Below are 17,206 nucleotides of genomic sequence, written 5' to 3' on the forward strand. Positions count from 1 at the left end.
TAGATCAAGCCCCGCCGGCGATTGAGGTGATCTTTCCAGCCCCGCCGGCGTTTGAGGCGCGGGGTCCGGGGCGGAGCCCCGGGGTTGGGACGCGGGGAGCGGGCTCGGGCCGGTCCGGGCTGCAGGCACTATGGGGGCATGACTGAGTGTGATGAGGGCATGGCCGACTGGGAGAAGCGGTTTCGGGCGGCGAGGGTTTCGTTGCCCGATTGGGCCGAGGACGCGCCGGAGCGCTCCCTGTTCGTGTCGAACGCCACGGGGACGTACGAGCTGTACGCCTGGGACCGGGCCACGGGCGTACAGCGCCGCGCGACGGACCGGGCGAACGGGACGACGGACGGGGTGCTGACCCCCGACGGCGCGTGGATCTGGTGGTTCAACGACACCGACGGGGACGAGTTCGGGACCTGGCTGCGGCAGCCCTTCGGGGGCGGCGAGGACGTCGAGGCGGTGCCCGGTCTCGCGCCGTCGTACCCCGCCGGGCTCGCCCTCGGCCGCGACGGGCACACGGCCGTGATCGGCTGCTCCACCGACGAGGACGGCACGACGATCCACGTCGTACGTCCCGGTTCCGACTCCCCCGCCGAGATCTACCGGCACCGCGAATCGGCGGGCGTCGGCGACCTGTCGTACGACGGGACGCTGATCGCGATCGAGCACACCGAGCACGGCGACGCGATGCACGGCGCCCTGCGCGTGCTCCGGCTCGACGGTTCGACGCTCGCCGAGCTCGACGACTCCAAGGGCGGCACCGAGGACCTCGGCCTCGAAGTGCTCGGCTTCGCGCCCGTGACCGGCGACACCCGGCTGCTCGTCGGGCATCAGCGGCGCGGCCGCTGGGAGCCCATGGTCTGGGACGTCGCCACGGGCAAGGAGACCGACCTGGCGCTCGACCTGCCGGGCGACGTGTCGGCGGAGTGGTACCCGGACGGCTCGGCGCTCCTCGTCGTGCACGAATTCGAGGCGCGCGGCGACCTGTGGCGCTACGAGTTCGCGACGGGTGCGCTGACGAAGGTGGACACCCCCGTCGGCTCGGTGTCCGGTGCTTCCGCGCGGCCCGATGGCAGCGTCGAGTACCTGTGGTCGTCGGCCGCCGAGCCGTCGGTCGTGCGCTCCACCACGGGTGCGGTCGTCCTCGACCCGCCCGGTATGAAGGCCCCGGCTTCGGTGCCGGTGGAGGACGTGTGGGTGGAGGGGCCGGGCGGCCGGATCCACGCCCTCGTACAGAAGCCGGCGGGTGCGAGCGGGCCGCTGCCCACCGTGTTCGAGATCCACGGCGGGCCGACCTGGCACGACTCCGACGCGTTCGCGGCGGGCCCGGCGGCCTGGGTCGACCACGGGTACGCGGTGGTCCGGGTCAACTACCGGGGCTCGACCGGATACGGGCGCGAGTGGACGGACGCGCTCAAGCACCGCGTCGGCCTGATCGAGCTGGAGGACATCGCGGCCGTGCGCGAGTGGGCCGTCTCCTCCGGGCTCGCCGACCCCGAGCGGCTCGTCCTCGCGGGCGGCTCCTGGGGCGGCTATCTGACGCTCCTCGGCGTCGGTACGCAGCCGGGTGCGTGGGCCGTGGGGCTCGCCGCGGTGCCGGTCGCCGACTACGTCACCGCGTACGAGGACGAGATGGAGGCGCTCAAGGCCCTGGACCGCACGCTGTTCGGCGGCTCCCCCGAGGAGGTGCCCGAGCGGTTCGAGGTGTCGTCCCCGCTGACGTACGTCGACGACGTGAAGGCGCCGGTCTACATCTCGGCGGGGGTCAACGACCCGCGGTGCCCGCTCCAGCAGATCGACAACTACGTGGACCGTCTCGCGGCGCGCGACGCGGTCCACGAGGTGTACCGGTACGAGGCGGGGCACGGTTCGCTCGTCGTCGAGGAGCGCATCAAGCAGGTCGCCCTCGAACTGGACTTCGCGAAGCGCCACTTGCCCAGCTGAGCTCCATCCGGCCAAATCAAGCCCCGCCGGCGATTGAGGCGCGGGGTCCGGGGCAGAGCCCCGCGACGTGGGGAAACGATGACCTCACCCTCACGGCCGGGGCCGGTAGCCGGTTCCATCAGGCGGAGCCGTACCGTGGGGGTGTGTACCGGTTCCTCCTGACCCCGCTCTGGTGGGGGATCAACATCTTCGTCCTGCTCGCGATCCCCGTGTGCATCTTCATGGGCTCGTGGCAGCTCAGTCGTTTCGAGGACCGGGTGCAGGACCACAAGGCCGCGTCCGAGCAGACGAAGGTGAACGAGACGGCGGCGCCCGAGCCGCTCGCCTCCGTGCTGCCCGTGGACCAGAAGACCTCCGGGAAGCGGACCACCGCGACCGGCCACTACGGCAGGCAACTCCTGGTGCCCCAGCGGGACCTCGGCGAGCGCAGCGGCTTCTACGTCGTGACGCTCCTCAAGGTCGAGGGTTCCGGGAAGGCGCTGCCCGTGGTGCGCGGCTGGGTGCCGGGCAAGGCGTCCCCCGCGAAGGCGCCGGCCGCGCCGAAGGGTGAGGTCACGGTCGTCGGGGCGCTCCAGGCCTCGGAGTCCGCGACCTCCAGCGGGGTGTCGGCCTCGGGTGGGCTGCCCTCCGGGCAGGTCGGTGTGATCAGCGCGGCGTCGCTGGTGAACCTGGTCCCGTACGACGTCTACGACGGGTGGGTCACGCTCGACAAGGCGGATTCCGGGATGACGGCGGTACCGGCGTCCGCGCCCGAGGGCAGTGGGCTGGACCTGAAGGCGTTCCAGAACCTGGGGTACACGGGTGAGTGGTTCGTGTTCGCCGGGTTCGTGGTGTTCATGTGGTTCCGCCTTGTGCGCCGCGAGGCGGAGGCCCTTCGGGATGCGGAACTGGGGATCGCGGAGCCGGAGCCTTCGGCGGAGACCGGAGCGACGGTGTAGCGGGACCGTCCTCCGCTCCCGAGGCTCTGCCCCGGACCCCGCTGCTCAATCGCCGCAGGGGCTTAATAGCTCAAGCCCCGCCGGTAAATCCAGCCCCGCCGGCGTTTGAGGCGCGGGGTCCGGGGCGGAGCCCCGGCATTTCGACCTAGGACGCGGGGAGCAGGCCCGTGCGGTAGAGGGTGCCTTCGCAGGCGTTCGAGATGGTTGTCGCGGCGGTCGGGGCGCCCGGTTCCGCCGTGTGGGAGACGGCCACGCTGCCTTCCTCGCCGCCGTCCGACCCCAGCTGCGTCGTCGTCTGCGTGTCCGCCCCCGTCGTGGCGTCGCCGCCGTTCGACCCGTCGCCGGTCGGCGTCGGCGAGGGCGACGGGTCGCCGCCACCGCTGCCACCGCTGTCGCCCCCCGTCGCGGAGCAGGACGCCGAGGGCACCCACGCGAACCGCACCTCGTAGGCCTTGCCCGGTTCCAGGATCACCTGGCTCGGCTCGGTCGAGGGGTCGGGCAGCCCGGAGCCGTCGCCCGAGGTGTGGTCGACGACGCTCACCTTGGCCGGGTCGGCCGCGCCCTGCGCGACCGTGACCACGGCTCCGGCGTTGTCCACCGTGCAGTTGGAGCCCGAGATGTTCGAGACGCGGAACGTGCCGTAGACCTTGCCGCCCCCGTCGGGCGCGCCGACGCTGGCCTGCGGCCTGCCCAGCGCGCTCGCCTCGCAGGCGGGCGAGGTGGCCGCCGCCGTGGACGCGGGGTCGGCCCCCGCGCCGGCGCCGCCGGTGGCCGTGCGCCCGTCGCCCTTCTTGTCCTTCTTGGCGCCCTTGTCCTTGTCCTTGGCGTGCGACGGCTTGCCCGCGTCGCCCTGGCCCGCGCCGCCGGACGCCGTGCCCGCGCCCGCCCCGTGGTGCGTGGCCTCGCTGTTGCCCGCGATGGCCGGCCGCTCGCCGGAGGGGTCGGGATTCGCCACGTGCAGCACCGCGGGCACCGCCATCGCCGCGAACACGCCCACGGCGATCGCGCCCACGGCGGCCTGCCGCTTGCGCGCACGGCGGGCGGGGACGGCCTTGTGCAGCTCGTCGAGCGCCTGCTCCGAGGGTTCGAGATCCGCGACGGCCTGTCGCATCATCCGCCGCACCGCGAGCTCGTCGTCACCGAACCCGGCGGCGTCGTCGGCGGAGTCCGAGGAGTGCCGGTCTTCCTCACTCACTTCGTCGGCCGCCCGGCCCGGGCCACCGTCGAGATGGTGGTTCATGCTGGCTCCTCCATGGCGACGCGCAGCGCCGCGATCCCGCGCGATCCGTACGCCTTGACCGAGCCGAGCGATATCCCGAGCGACTCGGCCACCTGCGCCTCCGTCATGTCCGCGAAGTATCGCAGGACGAGGACCTCGCGCTGGCGGCGCTGCAGCCCGCGCAGCGCCTTCTTCAGGGCGTCCCGCTCCAGGAGGTCGTACGCGCCCTCTTCCGCGCTCGCCATGTCCGGCATCGGCTTGGTGAGCAGCTTCAGGCCGAGGATGCGGCGGCGCAGCGTGGACCGCGAGAGGTTGACGACGGTCTGCCGCAGATACGCGAGCGTCTTCGACGGGTCACGGACCCGCCCCCGCGCCGAGTGCACGCGGATGAACGCCTCCTGCACGACGTCCTCGCAGGAGGCGGTGTCGTCGAGAAGCAGCGCCGCGAGCCCCAGCAAGGAGCGGTAATGGGCGCGATAGGTCTCGGTGAGATGGTCGACGGAGGTACCGGCCTGCGTCATCGTCTCGTCAGCACCCTGTGCCGGAACGCGCGCCGGCCGCGCAGCTGGCATGGGGGCGATCACCGGCATGCCGCCGGCTGCCCGGCCGCGCCGGGTGCCAAGGGGTGCGAGGGGCGGACGAAGGGCCGCGCCCGTCGCCCGTACCGCTGTGAAGTCCAGTACTTCTGCCACGCCTGTTGGACAAGCTTCCCCCCGTCAAGGTTGTACGCGTCAGGCGCCCCATTTGCGACGGGCCTCGTCATCCCCACCGATGACGCCGCCTCGAAAGCCGACATGCGCACCACACTCTTCCCTTATGCCCCGTATGTCCGACGCTGGTCGACGTCTCACCACGGCGACCGCAAAGACGCTCCCCGCCCTGCGCACGGTTGCAGGGCGGGGAGGAAATCCGCTTACACAAAACTCACACAGAATCTTATGAGCGGATCCACCCCTGGGAAGGGGAAGCCCGCATCGCGGGCACCGAAAGAGCCGCAGCTCACATCGCCGCGAGCTCCGCCGCCACCAACTCGGCGATCTGCGCGGTGTTCAAAGCCGCACCTTTGCGGAGATTGTCCCCGCATACGAAGAGTTCGAGCCCGGCCGGATCGTCGAGCGAACGCCGCACGCGGCCCACCCACGTCGGATCGGTGCCCACCACGTCGGCCGGCGTGGGGAATTCACCGGCGGCCGGATTGTCGAAGAGCACGACACCCGGCGCGGTCGCGATGATCTCGCGCGCCCGGTCGACGGTGACCTCGCTCTGGAAGCGGGCGTGCACGGTGAGGGAGTGCGTCGTGACGACGGGCACCTGCACACAGGTGACCGCGACCTTCAGGTTCGGCAGGCCGAGGATCTTGCGGGACTCGTCCCGCACCTTCATCTCCTCCGACGACCAGCCGTCCTCGCACAGCGTGCCCGACCAGGGCACGACGTTGAGCGCCACCGGCTCCGGGAAGGGCCCCGTCCGATCGCCCACGGCCCGCCGCAGATCCCCGGGGGTGGTCCCGAGTTCGGAGCCGGACACGAGGGAGAGCTGCGCCCGCAGCGTCTCGACCCCGGCGCGGCCCGCCCCGCTCACCGCCTGATAGCTGGACGCGACCAGTTCACTGAGCCCGAACTCGGCGTGCAGCGCCCCGATCGCCACGATCATCGACAGTGTCGTGCAGTTGGGGTTGGCGATGATGCCCCGCGGCCGCACGCGCGCGGCGTGCGGATTCACCTCGGGCACGACGAGCGGCACATCCGGGTCCATCCGGAAGGCCGGCGAATTGTCCACCACCACGACGCCCTTGGCGGCGGCGATGGGCGCCCACTGCGCGGACACCTCGACGGGTACGTCGAACATCGCGACGTCGACGCCGTCGAAGACGGACTCCGTCAGGGCGACGACCTCGACCTCCTCGCCGCGCAGGGTGAGCTTGCGCCCCGCCGAGCGCGGGGAGGCCACGAGCCGGATCTCGCCCCAGATGTCCGCGTGCTGCGACAGAATCTGCAGCAGAACGGCGCCGACGCTCCCGGTCGCTCCCACGACCGCGAGCGTCGGCCGACGCACAGGGTGGTCCCCTGAAGGAGGGGCCATCAGCGGCCGGTGCCTCCGTAGACCACGGCCTCGTCGGAGTCCGAGTCGAGACCGAAGGCGGAGTGCACGGCGCGCACGGCCTCGTTCACGTCCTCGGCACGCGTGACGACCGAGATGCGGATCTCGGAGGTCGAGATCAGCTCGATGTTCACGCCCGCGTCCGTGAGCGCCTCGAAGAAGCCGGCCGTGACGCCCGGGTTCGTCTTCATGCCGGCGCCGACGAGGGAGATCTTGGCGATCTGGTCGTCGTAGCGCAGCGAGTCGAAGCCGACGGCGGCCTTCTGCTTCTCCAGGGCGTCGATGGCCTTGCGGCCCTCGGTCTTGGGAAGCGTGAAGGAGATGTCGGTCAGACCCGTGGAGGCGGCCGACACGTTCTGCACGATCATGTCGAGGTTGATCTGGGCGTCCGCGACGGCCCGGAAGAGCTTCGCGGCCTCGCCCGGCTTGTCCGGTACTCCGACGACGGTGATCTTCGCCTCGGAGGTGTCGTGCGCGACACCGGAGATGATGGCCTGCTCCACGCCCATTTCCCCTTGCTGGTTCTTCTCGATCGGCTCGTTGCTGACCCACGTGCCCTTCAGCCCACTGAAGCTGGAGCGGACGTGGATCGGGATGTTGTACCGACGGGCGTACTCCACGCAGCGGTGGAGCAGCACCTTCGACCCGGAGCTGGCGAGCTCCAGCATGTCCTCGAAGGAGATCCAGTCGATCTTCCGCGCCTTCTTCACGACACGCGGGTCGGCGGTGAACACGCCGTCGACGTCCGTGTAGATCTCGCAGACCTCCGCGTCGAGCGCGGCTGCGAGAGCGACGGCGGTGGTGTCGGACCCACCACGACCCAGGGTCGTGATGTTCTTGCCCTCCTGGCTGACGCCCTGGAACCCCGCGACGATGGCGATGTTGCCCTCGTCGATGGAGGTCCGGATGCGCCCCGGAGTGACGTCGATGATCCGTGCTTTGTTGTGGACCGAGTCGGTGATGACACCGGCCTGACTGCCCGTGAACGACTGGGCCTCGTGGCCCAGGTTTTTGATCGCCATCGCCAGCAAGGCCATGGAGATCCGCTCTCCGGCGGTCAGCAGCATGTCGAATTCGCGCCCGGCAGGAATCGGAGATACCTGCCCGGCGAGATCGATCAACTCATCCGTCGTGTCACCCATCGCGGACACCACAACGACAACCTTGTTGCCGTTCTTCTTGGCGTCGACGATCCTCTTGGCGACCCGCTTGATGCCCTCGGCATCGGCTACGGAGGAGCCTCCGTACTTCTGCACGACAAGGCCCACGTGCGCTCCTCGCTCAGTCCGTCTGTCACCGCATGTACGTATGCGCACTGCGGTCGGCTCAGTTTAACGAGCGGCCGAAATCCGCCCCGGCCATATCACTCCGTGAGATGTCCCGCCCACGTGGTGATCACCGGGTTTCCGTTTGCCGATCTCCGGCCGCCCGGACAGTCGCATGCCCGGACCCTGCCGGGGTAACCGGGGAAGTGGGGCGGGTCACATTGTTGTGGCGGTCGGCCGGGGTTGCGGTTGCGCAGTTCCCCGCGCCCCTGTCGGGGTACTGGTCACTGCGCCGTCGCCGTCTTACTTCACAGGGCGGAGGCCCAGGGGGCCCGCGATCTCCTCTGCCATGACCTGGCCCGCCTCTTCCTCGAGGGTGCTCTCGGCGGACGCCAGGTCCTCGTCCGTGTCCAGGCCGTCCAGATCGTCGAGCGGCTGGTTCAGGCGGACGTGCGCGACCAGCGACTGCAGGGCGCGGAGCGTCGCGGAGGCGGTCGAGCCCCAGTTGGAGAAGTACGAGAACTGCCACCACCACAGCGCCTCGGTGATCCGGCCCGCGCGGTAGTGCGCCATGCCGTGCCGCAGATCGGAGACGACGTCCGCCAGATCGTCCGAGATCCGCGCGGCGACCGGCGCCTTGCGCGGCTCGTACGGGTCGAAGACCTCGGAGTACACGTCGACCGGTTCGAGCATCACGGCGAGCCGCTCGCGCAGGTCGTCCATGTCCGGCTCGGCGCCCAGGTCCGGCTCGTAGCGCTCGTCCGGGAGGATGTCCTCGTGCGCACCCAACCGACCGCCGGCGAGCAGCAGTTGGGAGACCTCGAGCAGCAGGAAGGGCACGGCCGAGTCCGGCTCGTCGCCCTTGGCGATCTCGGTCACGGCCACGATGAACGACTCGACCTGATCCGAGATCTGGACGGCGAAGTCGTCGGGGTCCTGGGTGGTGGAGTGCAGTGTGACCGCGTCGGGCGTCGACGGCTGCGGAGCCCTCGGCGGCTGCTCGGCCACCGAGGACTTCTGCGGCATCGGCGACTGCTCTGGCGTCTTAGACATCTAGGAGTCTTCTCCCCTCGAAGGCGCGGCCGAGGGTCACCTCGTCCGCGTACTCCAGGTCGCCCCCGACGGGGAGGCCGCTGGCCAGGCGGGTGACCTTCAGGCCCATGGGCTTGATCATGCGGGCGAGGTACGTCGCTGTGGCCTCGCCCTCGAGGTTCGGGTCGGTGGCGAGGATCAACTCGGTGACCGTGCCGTCCGCGAGGCGGGCGAGCAGCTCCCGTATCCGCAGATCGTCGGGGCCGACGCCCTCGATCGGGCTGATCGCGCCACCGAGCACGTGGTACCGCCCGCGGAACTCACGGGTGCGCTCGATCGCGACGACGTCCTTGGGCTCCTCCACGACACAGATGACGGAAGCGTCCCGCCGCGGATCGCGGCAGATGTTGCACAGCTCCTCCTGCGCGACGTTGCCACACGTCGCACAGAAGCGGACCTTCGCCTTGACCTCCATCAGGGCCTGCGCGAGGCGCCGTACGTCCGTGGGCTCCGCCTGCAGGATGTGGAAGGCGATCCGCTGCGCGCTCTTGGGACCGACGCCGGGCAGTCTGCCCAGTTCGTCGATGAGGTCCTGGACCACGCCTTCGTACACGGATTGCCTTTCCTGCTGCTTACGGTTGTCGCTTGGTACGTACGGTAGTTGGCGGCGGGGTCAGAAGGGGAGACCCGGAATGCCGCCACCGCCGCCGAGTCCCTGGGCGAGCGGGCCGAGCTTCTGCTGCTGGAGCGTCTGCGCGTTCTCGTTGGCCGCCGCGACCGCCGCGACCACCAGGTCGGCGAGGGTCTCGGTGTCCTCCGGGTCGACCGCCTTCGGGTCGATCACGAGGCCCCGCAGTTCACCGCCGCCCGTCACCGTCGCCTTGACGAGACCGCCGCCCGCCTGGCCGTCGACCTCGGTCTGCGCCAACTCTTCCTGAGCCTTCGCGAGGTCCTGCTGCATCTTCTGGGCCTGCTCGAGCAGCTGCTGCATATTGGGCTGGCCACCACCGGGGATCACGATGAGCTCCTCTTCCGGTCCGATTCTGGTCTGAACCCGAGCCTACGTGGTGAAGAGGCCCACCGCCCCGGCTACCTGGAGCCTCGTCGGGCACTCCACACCCCCATTTCCGGTCTGCACTCTTTCGAGTGAGATGGGTTGCTTTCCATACCTGATGCGGGACCACTTCCGGGCGGAGATCCGGTGAAAACTGGGGTTCGGCCACCCATTGGGCGGTAGGAAGATGCTGCACACCAGCCCCAGCCGTGACCAGATCGAGGGAGTTCCGGGTGAGTCAGCCGGAGATGCAGCCCGAAGGTGCGCCCCAGGAGGGGTCGGGCGAGGACGGCGACCGGGACAGCCGCGGCGAGCGGGTTCCCCGGCAGGGCGATCTCACCGGCCGGACGCTCCCGCTCGGCGACTGGGCGGAACCCGCTGAGCGGCTCGACGAGCTGTACCGCTGGGTCGAGCAGGGCGCCCTGCGCACGGCGGACTGGTACCTCTCGGACCGCGTGTGGAAGCGCAGGGGCGCGCGGGCGCTGCGTACGGGCACGGTGCTCGGCGCGGTCTGCGGCGGGGTGCTGCCGCTGCTCGACCTGTCGGGCGTCCTCACCGGTGCGGCGCCCTGGGGGTATCTGTCGCTGCTGCTCGCGGTGGCGTGCGTGGGGTGCGACCGGTACTTCGGTCTGACGTCCGGCTGGATACGGGATGTGGCCACGGCGCAGGCCGTGCAGCGGCGCTTGCAGGTGCTGCAGTTCGACTGGGCCTCGGAGAACGTACGAGAGGTGCTCGGGCCGACCGAGGGCACCGCCAGTGAGGCGGCCGAGCGGTGTCTCGGGGTGCTGCGGCGGTTCTCGGACGACGTGACGGAGCTGGTGCGGGCCGAGACGGCGGACTGGATGGTCGAGTTCAAGTCCGGCCCCGCGCCCTTGACCATGCAGGCGTCCGTGCCGGCCACCCGCCCCCCGGACCAGCCGACCAACCGCTTCCCGCTCCCGCCCGGCACCCGCCCCAACATGCCGCGGCAACGCCCACCGGAGCCGCGGTAGCCCATCAAGCCCCTGCGGCGATTGAGCAGCGGGGTCCGGGGCGGAGCCCCGTGGCGTGGGGGCGGTCTACCGCAACCGTTCCGGTCAGCTGAAGATGAGCATGGAGCTCTGGGCGAGGCTCCGGGTAGCCGCCTGATGCAGCCCGAGCCACACATGCCGCTCCCGCCCGAACGGCCCATCCCCCCTCGGCACCGCCGCAGCCGGCTCCTCCAACGACGTCGGCGCAACCGGCGGAGCGGGCGGCGCCGGCGGATTGGCCGCGTCGATACCGATCGCCGGAGCCACGAATTCCAGCTCCCGGAGCAACGCATGGGACGAGCCCAACGGGCCGCCCCCCGCCAGGAGTTCGTCGTTGGACAACGGCTCGGGGAAGTCCACGGGAACGTACGCGCCCGCATGGTCGTAATGCCAGACCAGATGGGAACTCTGAGCCGTCGACTCGAACATTTCCAGCAACTGCTCGTAGTCACCGCCCAGTTCGTCGACCGGCGTCACGGCGAGGCCACAGATCTGCAGGAGGTACGCCCGGCGCAGGAAGTGCAGCGCGTCGTAGTCGAAGCCCGCGATCGGGGCCACGTCCCCGGACAGGCCCGGCATGTACGCGTGGACCGGCACCGGTGGCAGTCCCGCCTCGTTCAACGCCTTGTCGTAGAGCGCGAGTTCGTCGGCGAACGGATTGTCGGGGCTGTGGCACAGCACGTCGACCAGGGGGACGAGCCACAGGTCACAGGCCAAGGGGGCTCCTCAGTGCTCCGGAGTGTTCCGGCGCGGTGGACGGTATCGGCGTCGTAGCCAGGGTAGTGCGATGCGGGGCCGGGTTGACCTGTCTTGCGCCTACCCGTTGTCCCCGCTCTACCCGCTTACTTGCCTGTCAGAGCCTCGATCAAGGAGAGCGAGTCGTCGTTGTACGAGGCGATGAGCGCGTGCGCGGCGGCGGGGTCGCGGTTCACGAGCGCGTCGACCAGGTCGCAGTGGCCCGCCCACAGCCGACCCCTGAGATCGCCCGCGGTGCGCAGGTGCGGGACCGCGCACATCCAGGACTGGACGCGCAGACGGTGGAAGAAGTCGGAGAGATACGCGTTGCCGAAGAGGGCGGAGAGTTCGCGCCAGAAGCGCAGGTCGTAGCCGATGAGGACGTTGAGGTCGCCGGCTCCCGCCGCGCGGGCCGCCTCCTCGCCGCGGCGGCGGACCCCGGCGAGGTCGGCGGCGGTCTGCTGGGCGCGGGACGGGTCCTCGGCGAGGCCGCGGAAGATTCCGTCCGCGACGAGGCTGCGGGCCTCGATCATCGCCCGGTAGTCCGCGAACGAGTACTCGTGGACGCGGAAGCCGCGGTGCTGCGCGGAGTCCAGGAGGCCCTGGGCGCTCAGGTCGACGAGGGCCTCGCGGACGGGGGTGGCCGACACCCCGTACCCCTCGGCGATCTCCTTGACGGTGAATTCCTGGCCGGGACTGAGGCGTCCCGCCAGGATCTCGTCGCGCAGCGCGTCCGCGATCTGCTGGCGCAGGGTGGAACGGGTGACGGCGGGGCCGTCAGATACGGGCACGGATCGGGTCCCCCGGTTCGGCTGGCGTGGTGGTCGCACGGTCTGGTGTGGCTGGCCAGGTTACGCCTGCGGGGTCTTGGGCGGGGGTGGGGTTGCGGCGCGTGGTGCGGGGTGGGCGTTTGCCGGGGGCGGGCTTTTGCCGGGGTGGACGCCCGCGGAGATGGGCACGCGGCACCGGGGCCCGAGCCATCGCCAGGGTGGACGCCCGCGGAGACGGGCACGCGGCACCGGGGTTCCAGGGCTTGGTCGAGGCCGACGCCTGCCGTAATGAGCGCCCGGCGCCTGCCCTCCTCCGGCTTCGCCGGCCCCGCTCACCTCCCACCCACCCGCCCCCTCCGGGGGCTCCAACCCCGGGCGGGGCGGGGCCTGTTGCGCGGCACCGCGAGGTCCGGGCCGCACCGGAGTCGGCGCCCGTCGTGACGGATGCGCGGCACCGTGCGCCGCCTTGCCCACCCTGCCGCCCAAGGCGGCAGATTGCCCAAGGCGGGGCGGGGCACCCCGTGAGGCCGACGCCCCCGGAGGAGGCGGGCGGGTGGGAGATGGGCGGGGCGCCCGAGGCGTCACCTGCGGTGAAGCGGGCAAAATCAAGCCCCTGCGGCGATTGAGCAGCGGGGTCCGGGGCGGAGCCCCGAGGCGTGGGGGCGGTCTACCGCAACGGGTAGGAGGCGGAGGCGGTGACCGAGATGGGACGGCGCCCCACCCGGGGCCACAGCCCCCGGAGGGGGCGGGTGGGTGGGAGATGGGCGGGCACCGGGCCAAGCCCCGGGAGGCCCGGTCACACCCCGACACCGGTCACGCCCGGCTCCCGGCCCCCGCCCCGCCCCGCGCCACGGAACCCCGACCCCCGGTCACACCCCGCCCCGGCCCCCGTGTCACCCCACGTGCTCGTCCGCCACCGCCAGCGCAGCGTCCAGCGCGGAGAGGCCCTCCTTGACCTCGGACTCCGTGATGTTGAGGGCCGGGACCACGTGGGTGCGGTTCATGTTGATGAAGGGCCACAGGCCGTTCGCCTTGGCGGCGGCGCCGAACGCGGCCATCGGGGCGTTCGCCTCACCCGCCGCGTTGTACGGCACGAGCGGCTCCCGCGTGGCCCGGTCACGGACCAGCTCGAGCGCCCAGAACATACCGACGCCGCGCACCTCGCCCACCGACGGGTGCCGCTCGGCCAGCTCCCGCAGGGCCGGCTCGACGACCTCGGAGCCCAGCCTCGCCGCGTGCTCGACGATGCCCTCCTCCTCCATCACGTTGATGGTGGCGACAGCCGCCGCGCAGGCCAGCGGGTGGCCCGAGTACGTCAGGCCCCCCGGGTACGGCCGCTTCGCGAACGTCTCGGCGATCGCGCCCGAGATCGCCACGCCGCCCAGCGGGACGTAACCCGAGTTCACGCCCTTCGCGAAGGTCAGCAGGTCCGGCGTCACGTCGTAGAGGTCCGCGGCGAACCACTTGCCCGTACGGCCGAAGCCGGCCATGACCTCGTCCAGGATGAAGACGATGCCGTAGCGGTCGCAGAGTTCGCGGACGCCCGCGAGGTAGCCCTTGGGCGGGAGCATGATGCCCGCCGTGCCCGGCACCGTCTCCAGGATGATCGCCGCGATCGTCTGCGGGCCCTCGAACTGGATCGTGGATTCCAGGTGCTCCAGGGCGCGGGCGCACTCCTGCTCCTCCGTCTCCGCGTAGAAGCGGGAGCGGTACAGGAAGGGGGCCCAGAAGCGGACCACACCGGCGGTGCCGGTGTCGCTGGCCCAACGGCGCGGGTCACCCGTCGCGTTGATGGCCTGCTGGGTGCCGCCGTGGTACGAGCGGTACGCGGAGAGCACCTTCGGGCGGCCCGTGTGCAGGCGGGCCATCCGCAGGGCGTGCTCGACGGCGTCGGCACCCGCGTTGGTGAAGAAGATCTTGTCGAGGTCGCCGGGAGTGCGCTCGGCGATGAGGCGTGCGGCCTCGGAGCGCGACTCGATGGCGAAGGCCGGGGCGAAGGTCGTCATCTTCCCCGCCTGCTCCTGGATCGCCGCGACGACCTTCGGGTGCTGGTACCCGATGTTCGTGTAGACGAGACCGGAGGTGAAGTCGAGGTAGCGGTTTCCTTCGTAGTCCCAGAAGTAGGAGCCTTCGGCGCCGGCGACGGCCAGCGGGTCGATCAGCTCCTGTGCCGACCAGGAGTGGAAGACGTGCTTGCGGTCCGCGGCCTTCACGGCGGCGCCGACCTGGGGATTCGGCTGAGGGGTCATGGGGCCGAGGGTAAATGGGCGATGCACCGGCACACCATCGGCGTCCTGTCTGTGGGACGCCGCCGAACCCGACAACCTGTCGCCCCGCGCCGCCCTGTCCCCTCCGGGCCCCCTCCTGAGCTGCATTTAGCGTGGCGTTAGGAAACCGTCGGGCAGGCTGGTCGGCATGAGAAAGCCGAGCACGCACCGCTGGCGCAACGTTGCCGTGACCGCGGCCTGGGTCGCCGTGGGAACGGCCGCCGGCGCCCTCGGCGCCTGGCAGCTGGCGGGCAGCGACGCGAACGCCGGGACCGGCACGCACGGCCACCCGCTCGACGACGCGGCGGTGCACCGCGCCCTGGCCTCGGCGCAGGCCTCGACACCCCGCGCCGACGCCTCGTCCGCCACCCCGTCCCCCGCCGACCAGCGCCGCACGCTCCGCTTCACGGGCGGCTCCGCGACGGTCGAGTGCGGGGCCGACGGCAGCGTCTACCTGGTGTCGTGGAGCCCGTCGGACGGCTACGAGATCGATGACGACGTCGTACGCGGTCCCGGGCGCGTGGCCCGGATCGAGGCGGAGCCCAACGACGACGATGACGGCCCCGACCGGCACTACGAGATCCGGTGCGCGGCGGGCTCCGGCACTCCTCGGGCCGTGCTGGTCCCCGACGATGACGATGACGACGACTGACAGTTGCAGCGCCTCGTCGTTGCGCTCCCGGGGCTCCGCCCCGGACCCCACCGGCTCTCGTCCAACGGCGGGCTTGATTAGGTGATCAAATGCCACATCTCCTCGTCGTCGAAGATGACCCCGCCCTGCGGAACGCCCTGGTCCGCGCCCTGCGCGACCGGGGTCACGCCGTCGCCACCGCGGCCACCGGCATGGCCGGCCTCGACGCCGCTGTCACCGACCGGCCCGATCTTGTCGTGCTCGACCTGGGCCTGCCCGACGTCGACGGCGCCCGAATACTGCGGATGCTGCGCGCGGTGAGCGACGTACCGGTGATCGTGGCGACGGCCCGCGACGAGGAGGGCGAGATGGTCGCCGTGCTCGGGGACGGGGCCGACGACTACATCGTGAAGCCGTTCGGCGCGGCCCAGTTGGACGCCCGGATCAAGGCGGTGCTGCGCCGCCTCGGGCTGCCCGGCGACGTCGACGAGCCGCTCACCGTCGGCGGGCTCGTGATCACGCCCGCGTCCCGCGAGGTCACGCTCGACGGGCGGCCGCTCGACCTGACACCCCGCGAGTTCGACCTGCTCGCCCATCTCGCCCAGCGGCCCGGCCAGGTCGTCTCGCGCCGCGAGCTGCTCGCCGAGGTGTGGCAGCAGCCACTGGGCGGCGCCGACAAGACGGTGGACGTCCATCTGTCGTGGCTGAGGAGGAAGTTGGGCGAGTCCGCGCAGGCTCCGCGCTACTTGCACACCGTACGTACCGTGGGCGTGAAGCTGATGGCTCCCGACGACGGGGCGGTCTCGTAGTGCGCCGCACGCTGCTGCTGCTCACCGCGGCCACCACCGCGCTCGTCCTGGCGGCGCTGCTCGTCCCGCTGACCCTGCTCACCCGCAGCCACGCCGCGGACCGGACGACCGCGGAGGCGACGGCCCGCGCCCAGTGGGTGGCCGCCGCGATGGGCCCCTCGCTGCACAGCCCGGACGAGCGGGCGGGCGCGGAGCAGGCCGTGGAGAGCGTCAACTCCCCCTCCCAGCCCGACACTTCCCTCGTCTTCGCCGACGGCCACGTCATCGGCGCCCCGACCGCCGTCACCGACGCCGTACGCCTCGCGCGGGCGGGGCGCGCCTTCACGTACGAGCCGCCGAGCGGGGGCCGCCAGGTCCTGGTGCCGGTGCAGGGCGCGGAGGGCGGCACGGCCGTCGTCCAGGTGAGCCTGACCAGCCGGCAGTTGTACGACGGGGTGCTCTCGTCGTGGCTGACGCTGGCCGGCATCGGGCTCGGCCTCGTGCTCATCGGGCTGCTGCTCGCGGACCGGCTCGGGGCGCGGCTCGTCGGGGCGACGCGGGCGCTGGCCGGGACCGCGGACCGGCTCTCGGGTGGCGACCTGACCGCCCGCGCCGAACCCCAGGGTCCGCCGGAACTGCGCTCCGTGGCCGGCGAGTTGAACCATCTCGCCGCCCGCATCGACGAGCTGCTCACCGCCGAACGGGAGAACGCGGCCGACCTCGCGCACCGGCTGCGCACCCCCGTCGCGGCGCTCCGCCTGGACGCGGAGGGGCTGCGGGACGCGGAGGAGGCCGAGCGGATCGCGGCGGGGGTCGCGGCGCTCGAACTGGGTGTGGACGACGTCATCCGCAAGGCCCGCAAGCCGCTCCGCGAAACGGGGGCGGGTGCGGATCTCGCGGCGATTGCCCGGGACCGGGCGGCGTTCTGGGAGCCGCTCGCCACGGATCAGGGGCGGGACCTGGAGGTGTCGGTGCCCGAGGTCGCGGTGGCGGTGCCCGTGCCGGAGGACGAGTTGGTCGCGGCGCTCGACGCGTTGATCGGGAACGTGTTGGACCACACGCCGCAGGGCATCTCCTTCCGGATCTCCGTCCGGGTGGACGGCGCCGGCACGGAGCTGGTGGTCGCGGACGCGGGCCCCGGCCTTTCCCCGGAGTCCGAAACCCGCGGCTCCAGCGGAGGCGGCTCCACGGGCCTCGGCCTCTCCATCGTCCGCCGCACAGCCGAGGAGACCGGCGGAACGGTTTCCTTTACATCCGGCGGGCCGGGGGCGGTGGTCACGCTCCGGTGGGGCCAATCAAGCCCCCTTTCAAGCCCCGCAGGGGATTGATCTTTCAAGCCCCCCCCGGCGATTGAGGCGCGGGGTCCGGGGCAGAGATGACGCAGCTGGCCGACGAGGTCCTGCCGTACATCGACACGTACGCCACCGACGTCGAGGCCGCCGAGCGCAGCGAGGTCGACCCG

The 17,206-nt window shown here is 71.6% G+C and carries 16 protein-coding genes; 6 read left to right on the forward strand and 10 right to left on the reverse strand.

The features are described 5' to 3' along the window. The first annotated feature begins 138 nt into the window (after positions 1-138). Both ABT004_RS32075 and ABT004_RS32080 read left to right on the forward strand, forming a co-directional pair. Positions 139-1,935: a S9 family peptidase gene (locus ABT004_RS32075; protein ID WP_351343759.1), complete on the forward strand. Its 1,797-nt coding sequence runs from the start codon at positions 139-141 to the stop codon at positions 1,933-1,935. Positions 1,936-2,078: 143 nt separating this feature from the next. Continuing rightward, positions 2,079-2,873, forward strand: a complete 795-nt coding sequence (locus ABT004_RS32080; protein WP_351343762.1) for an SURF1 family protein — start codon at positions 2,079-2,081, stop codon at positions 2,871-2,873. A 145-nt stretch (positions 2,874-3,018) separates the two neighbouring features. On the opposite strand, the gene ABT004_RS32085 is transcribed toward ABT004_RS32080, so the two are convergent. From ABT004_RS32085 to ABT004_RS32115, 7 genes are all read right to left on the reverse strand, one after another. Continuing rightward, the gene (locus tag ABT004_RS32085) at positions 3,019-4,113 is read right to left on the reverse strand and encodes a hypothetical protein (protein ID WP_351343765.1); all 1,095 of its coding nucleotides are present in this window, start codon (positions 4,111-4,113) and stop codon (positions 3,019-3,021) included. After that, entirely contained in the window at positions 4,110-4,784 is a 675-nt protein-coding gene (locus ABT004_RS32090; protein ID WP_351343768.1) for a SigE family RNA polymerase sigma factor, read from the reverse strand. The genes ABT004_RS32085 and ABT004_RS32090 overlap by 4 nt, the downstream gene beginning before the upstream one ends. Before the next feature lie 307 nt (positions 4,785-5,091). After that, entirely contained in the window at positions 5,092-6,174 is a 1,083-nt protein-coding gene (locus ABT004_RS32095) for an aspartate-semialdehyde dehydrogenase (RefSeq protein WP_351343771.1), read from the reverse strand. Beyond that, positions 6,174-7,460, reverse strand: coding sequence for an aspartate kinase (locus tag ABT004_RS32100; RefSeq protein ID WP_351343774.1), 1,287 nt, complete (start codon positions 7,458-7,460; stop codon positions 6,174-6,176). Before ABT004_RS32100 ends, ABT004_RS32095 begins: the two co-directional genes overlap by 1 nt. Positions 7,461-7,760: 300 nt before the next feature. Beyond that, positions 7,761-8,510: a DUF5063 domain-containing protein gene (locus tag ABT004_RS32105; protein ID WP_451187875.1), complete on the reverse strand. Its 750-nt coding sequence runs from the start codon at positions 8,508-8,510 to the stop codon at positions 7,761-7,763. Further along, entirely contained in the window at positions 8,503-9,102 is a 600-nt protein-coding gene (gene recR, locus ABT004_RS32110; protein ID WP_351343777.1) for a recombination mediator RecR, read from the reverse strand. The genes ABT004_RS32105 and recR overlap by 8 nt, the downstream gene beginning before the upstream one ends. Positions 9,103-9,162: 60 nt before the next feature. Continuing rightward, positions 9,163-9,507, reverse strand: coding sequence for a YbaB/EbfC family nucleoid-associated protein (locus ABT004_RS32115; RefSeq protein ID WP_351343780.1), 345 nt, complete (start codon positions 9,505-9,507; stop codon positions 9,163-9,165). Positions 9,508-9,776: 269 nt separating this feature from the next. Between ABT004_RS32115 and ABT004_RS32120 the strand changes: the two genes are divergently transcribed. Continuing rightward, positions 9,777-10,535, forward strand: a complete 759-nt coding sequence (locus ABT004_RS32120; RefSeq protein WP_351343783.1) for an SLATT domain-containing protein — start codon at positions 9,777-9,779, stop codon at positions 10,533-10,535. 84 nt (positions 10,536-10,619) lie between these two features. Here the strand turns inward: ABT004_RS32120 and ABT004_RS32125 are convergent, their stop codons facing one another. The 3 genes from ABT004_RS32125 to ABT004_RS32135 form a co-directional block, all read right to left on the reverse strand. After that, positions 10,620-11,270 carry a putative DNA-mimic protein gene (locus ABT004_RS32125; RefSeq protein WP_351343786.1) on the reverse strand — a complete coding sequence of 217 codons (651 nt, stop codon included), beginning with the start codon at positions 11,268-11,270 and terminating at the stop codon, positions 10,620-10,622. 125 nt (positions 11,271-11,395) lie between these two features. Then, the gene (locus ABT004_RS32130; RefSeq protein ID WP_351343789.1) at positions 11,396-12,079 is read right to left on the reverse strand and encodes a GntR family transcriptional regulator; all 684 of its coding nucleotides are present in this window, start codon (positions 12,077-12,079) and stop codon (positions 11,396-11,398) included. A gap of 872 nt (positions 12,080-12,951) precedes the next feature. After that, entirely contained in the window at positions 12,952-14,307 is a 1,356-nt protein-coding gene (locus ABT004_RS32135) for an aspartate aminotransferase family protein (RefSeq protein WP_351343792.1), read from the reverse strand. Positions 14,308-14,473: 166 nt separating this feature from the next. Here ABT004_RS32135 and ABT004_RS32140 point away from each other — a divergent pair, with 166 nt between their 5' ends. From ABT004_RS32140 to ABT004_RS32150, 3 genes are all read left to right on the forward strand, one after another. Continuing rightward, positions 14,474-14,977, forward strand: coding sequence for a hypothetical protein (locus ABT004_RS32140; RefSeq protein ID WP_351343795.1), 504 nt, complete (start codon positions 14,474-14,476; stop codon positions 14,975-14,977). Positions 14,978-15,066: 89 nt separating this feature from the next. Beyond that, positions 15,067-15,765, forward strand: a complete 699-nt coding sequence (locus ABT004_RS32145; RefSeq protein WP_351343798.1) for a response regulator transcription factor — start codon at positions 15,067-15,069, stop codon at positions 15,763-15,765. Beyond that, on the forward strand, positions 15,765-17,072 hold the full coding sequence (locus ABT004_RS32150; RefSeq protein WP_351343801.1) for a sensor histidine kinase: 1,308 nt from the start codon (positions 15,765-15,767) through the stop codon (positions 17,070-17,072). Before ABT004_RS32145 ends, ABT004_RS32150 begins: the two co-directional genes overlap by 1 nt. The last annotated feature ends 134 nt before the right edge of the window (positions 17,073-17,206 follow it).

It is taken from the genome of Streptomyces sp. NPDC002790, assembly GCF_040295505.1.
Classification (GTDB): Bacteria; Actinomycetota; Actinomycetes; order Streptomycetales; family Streptomycetaceae; genus Streptomyces.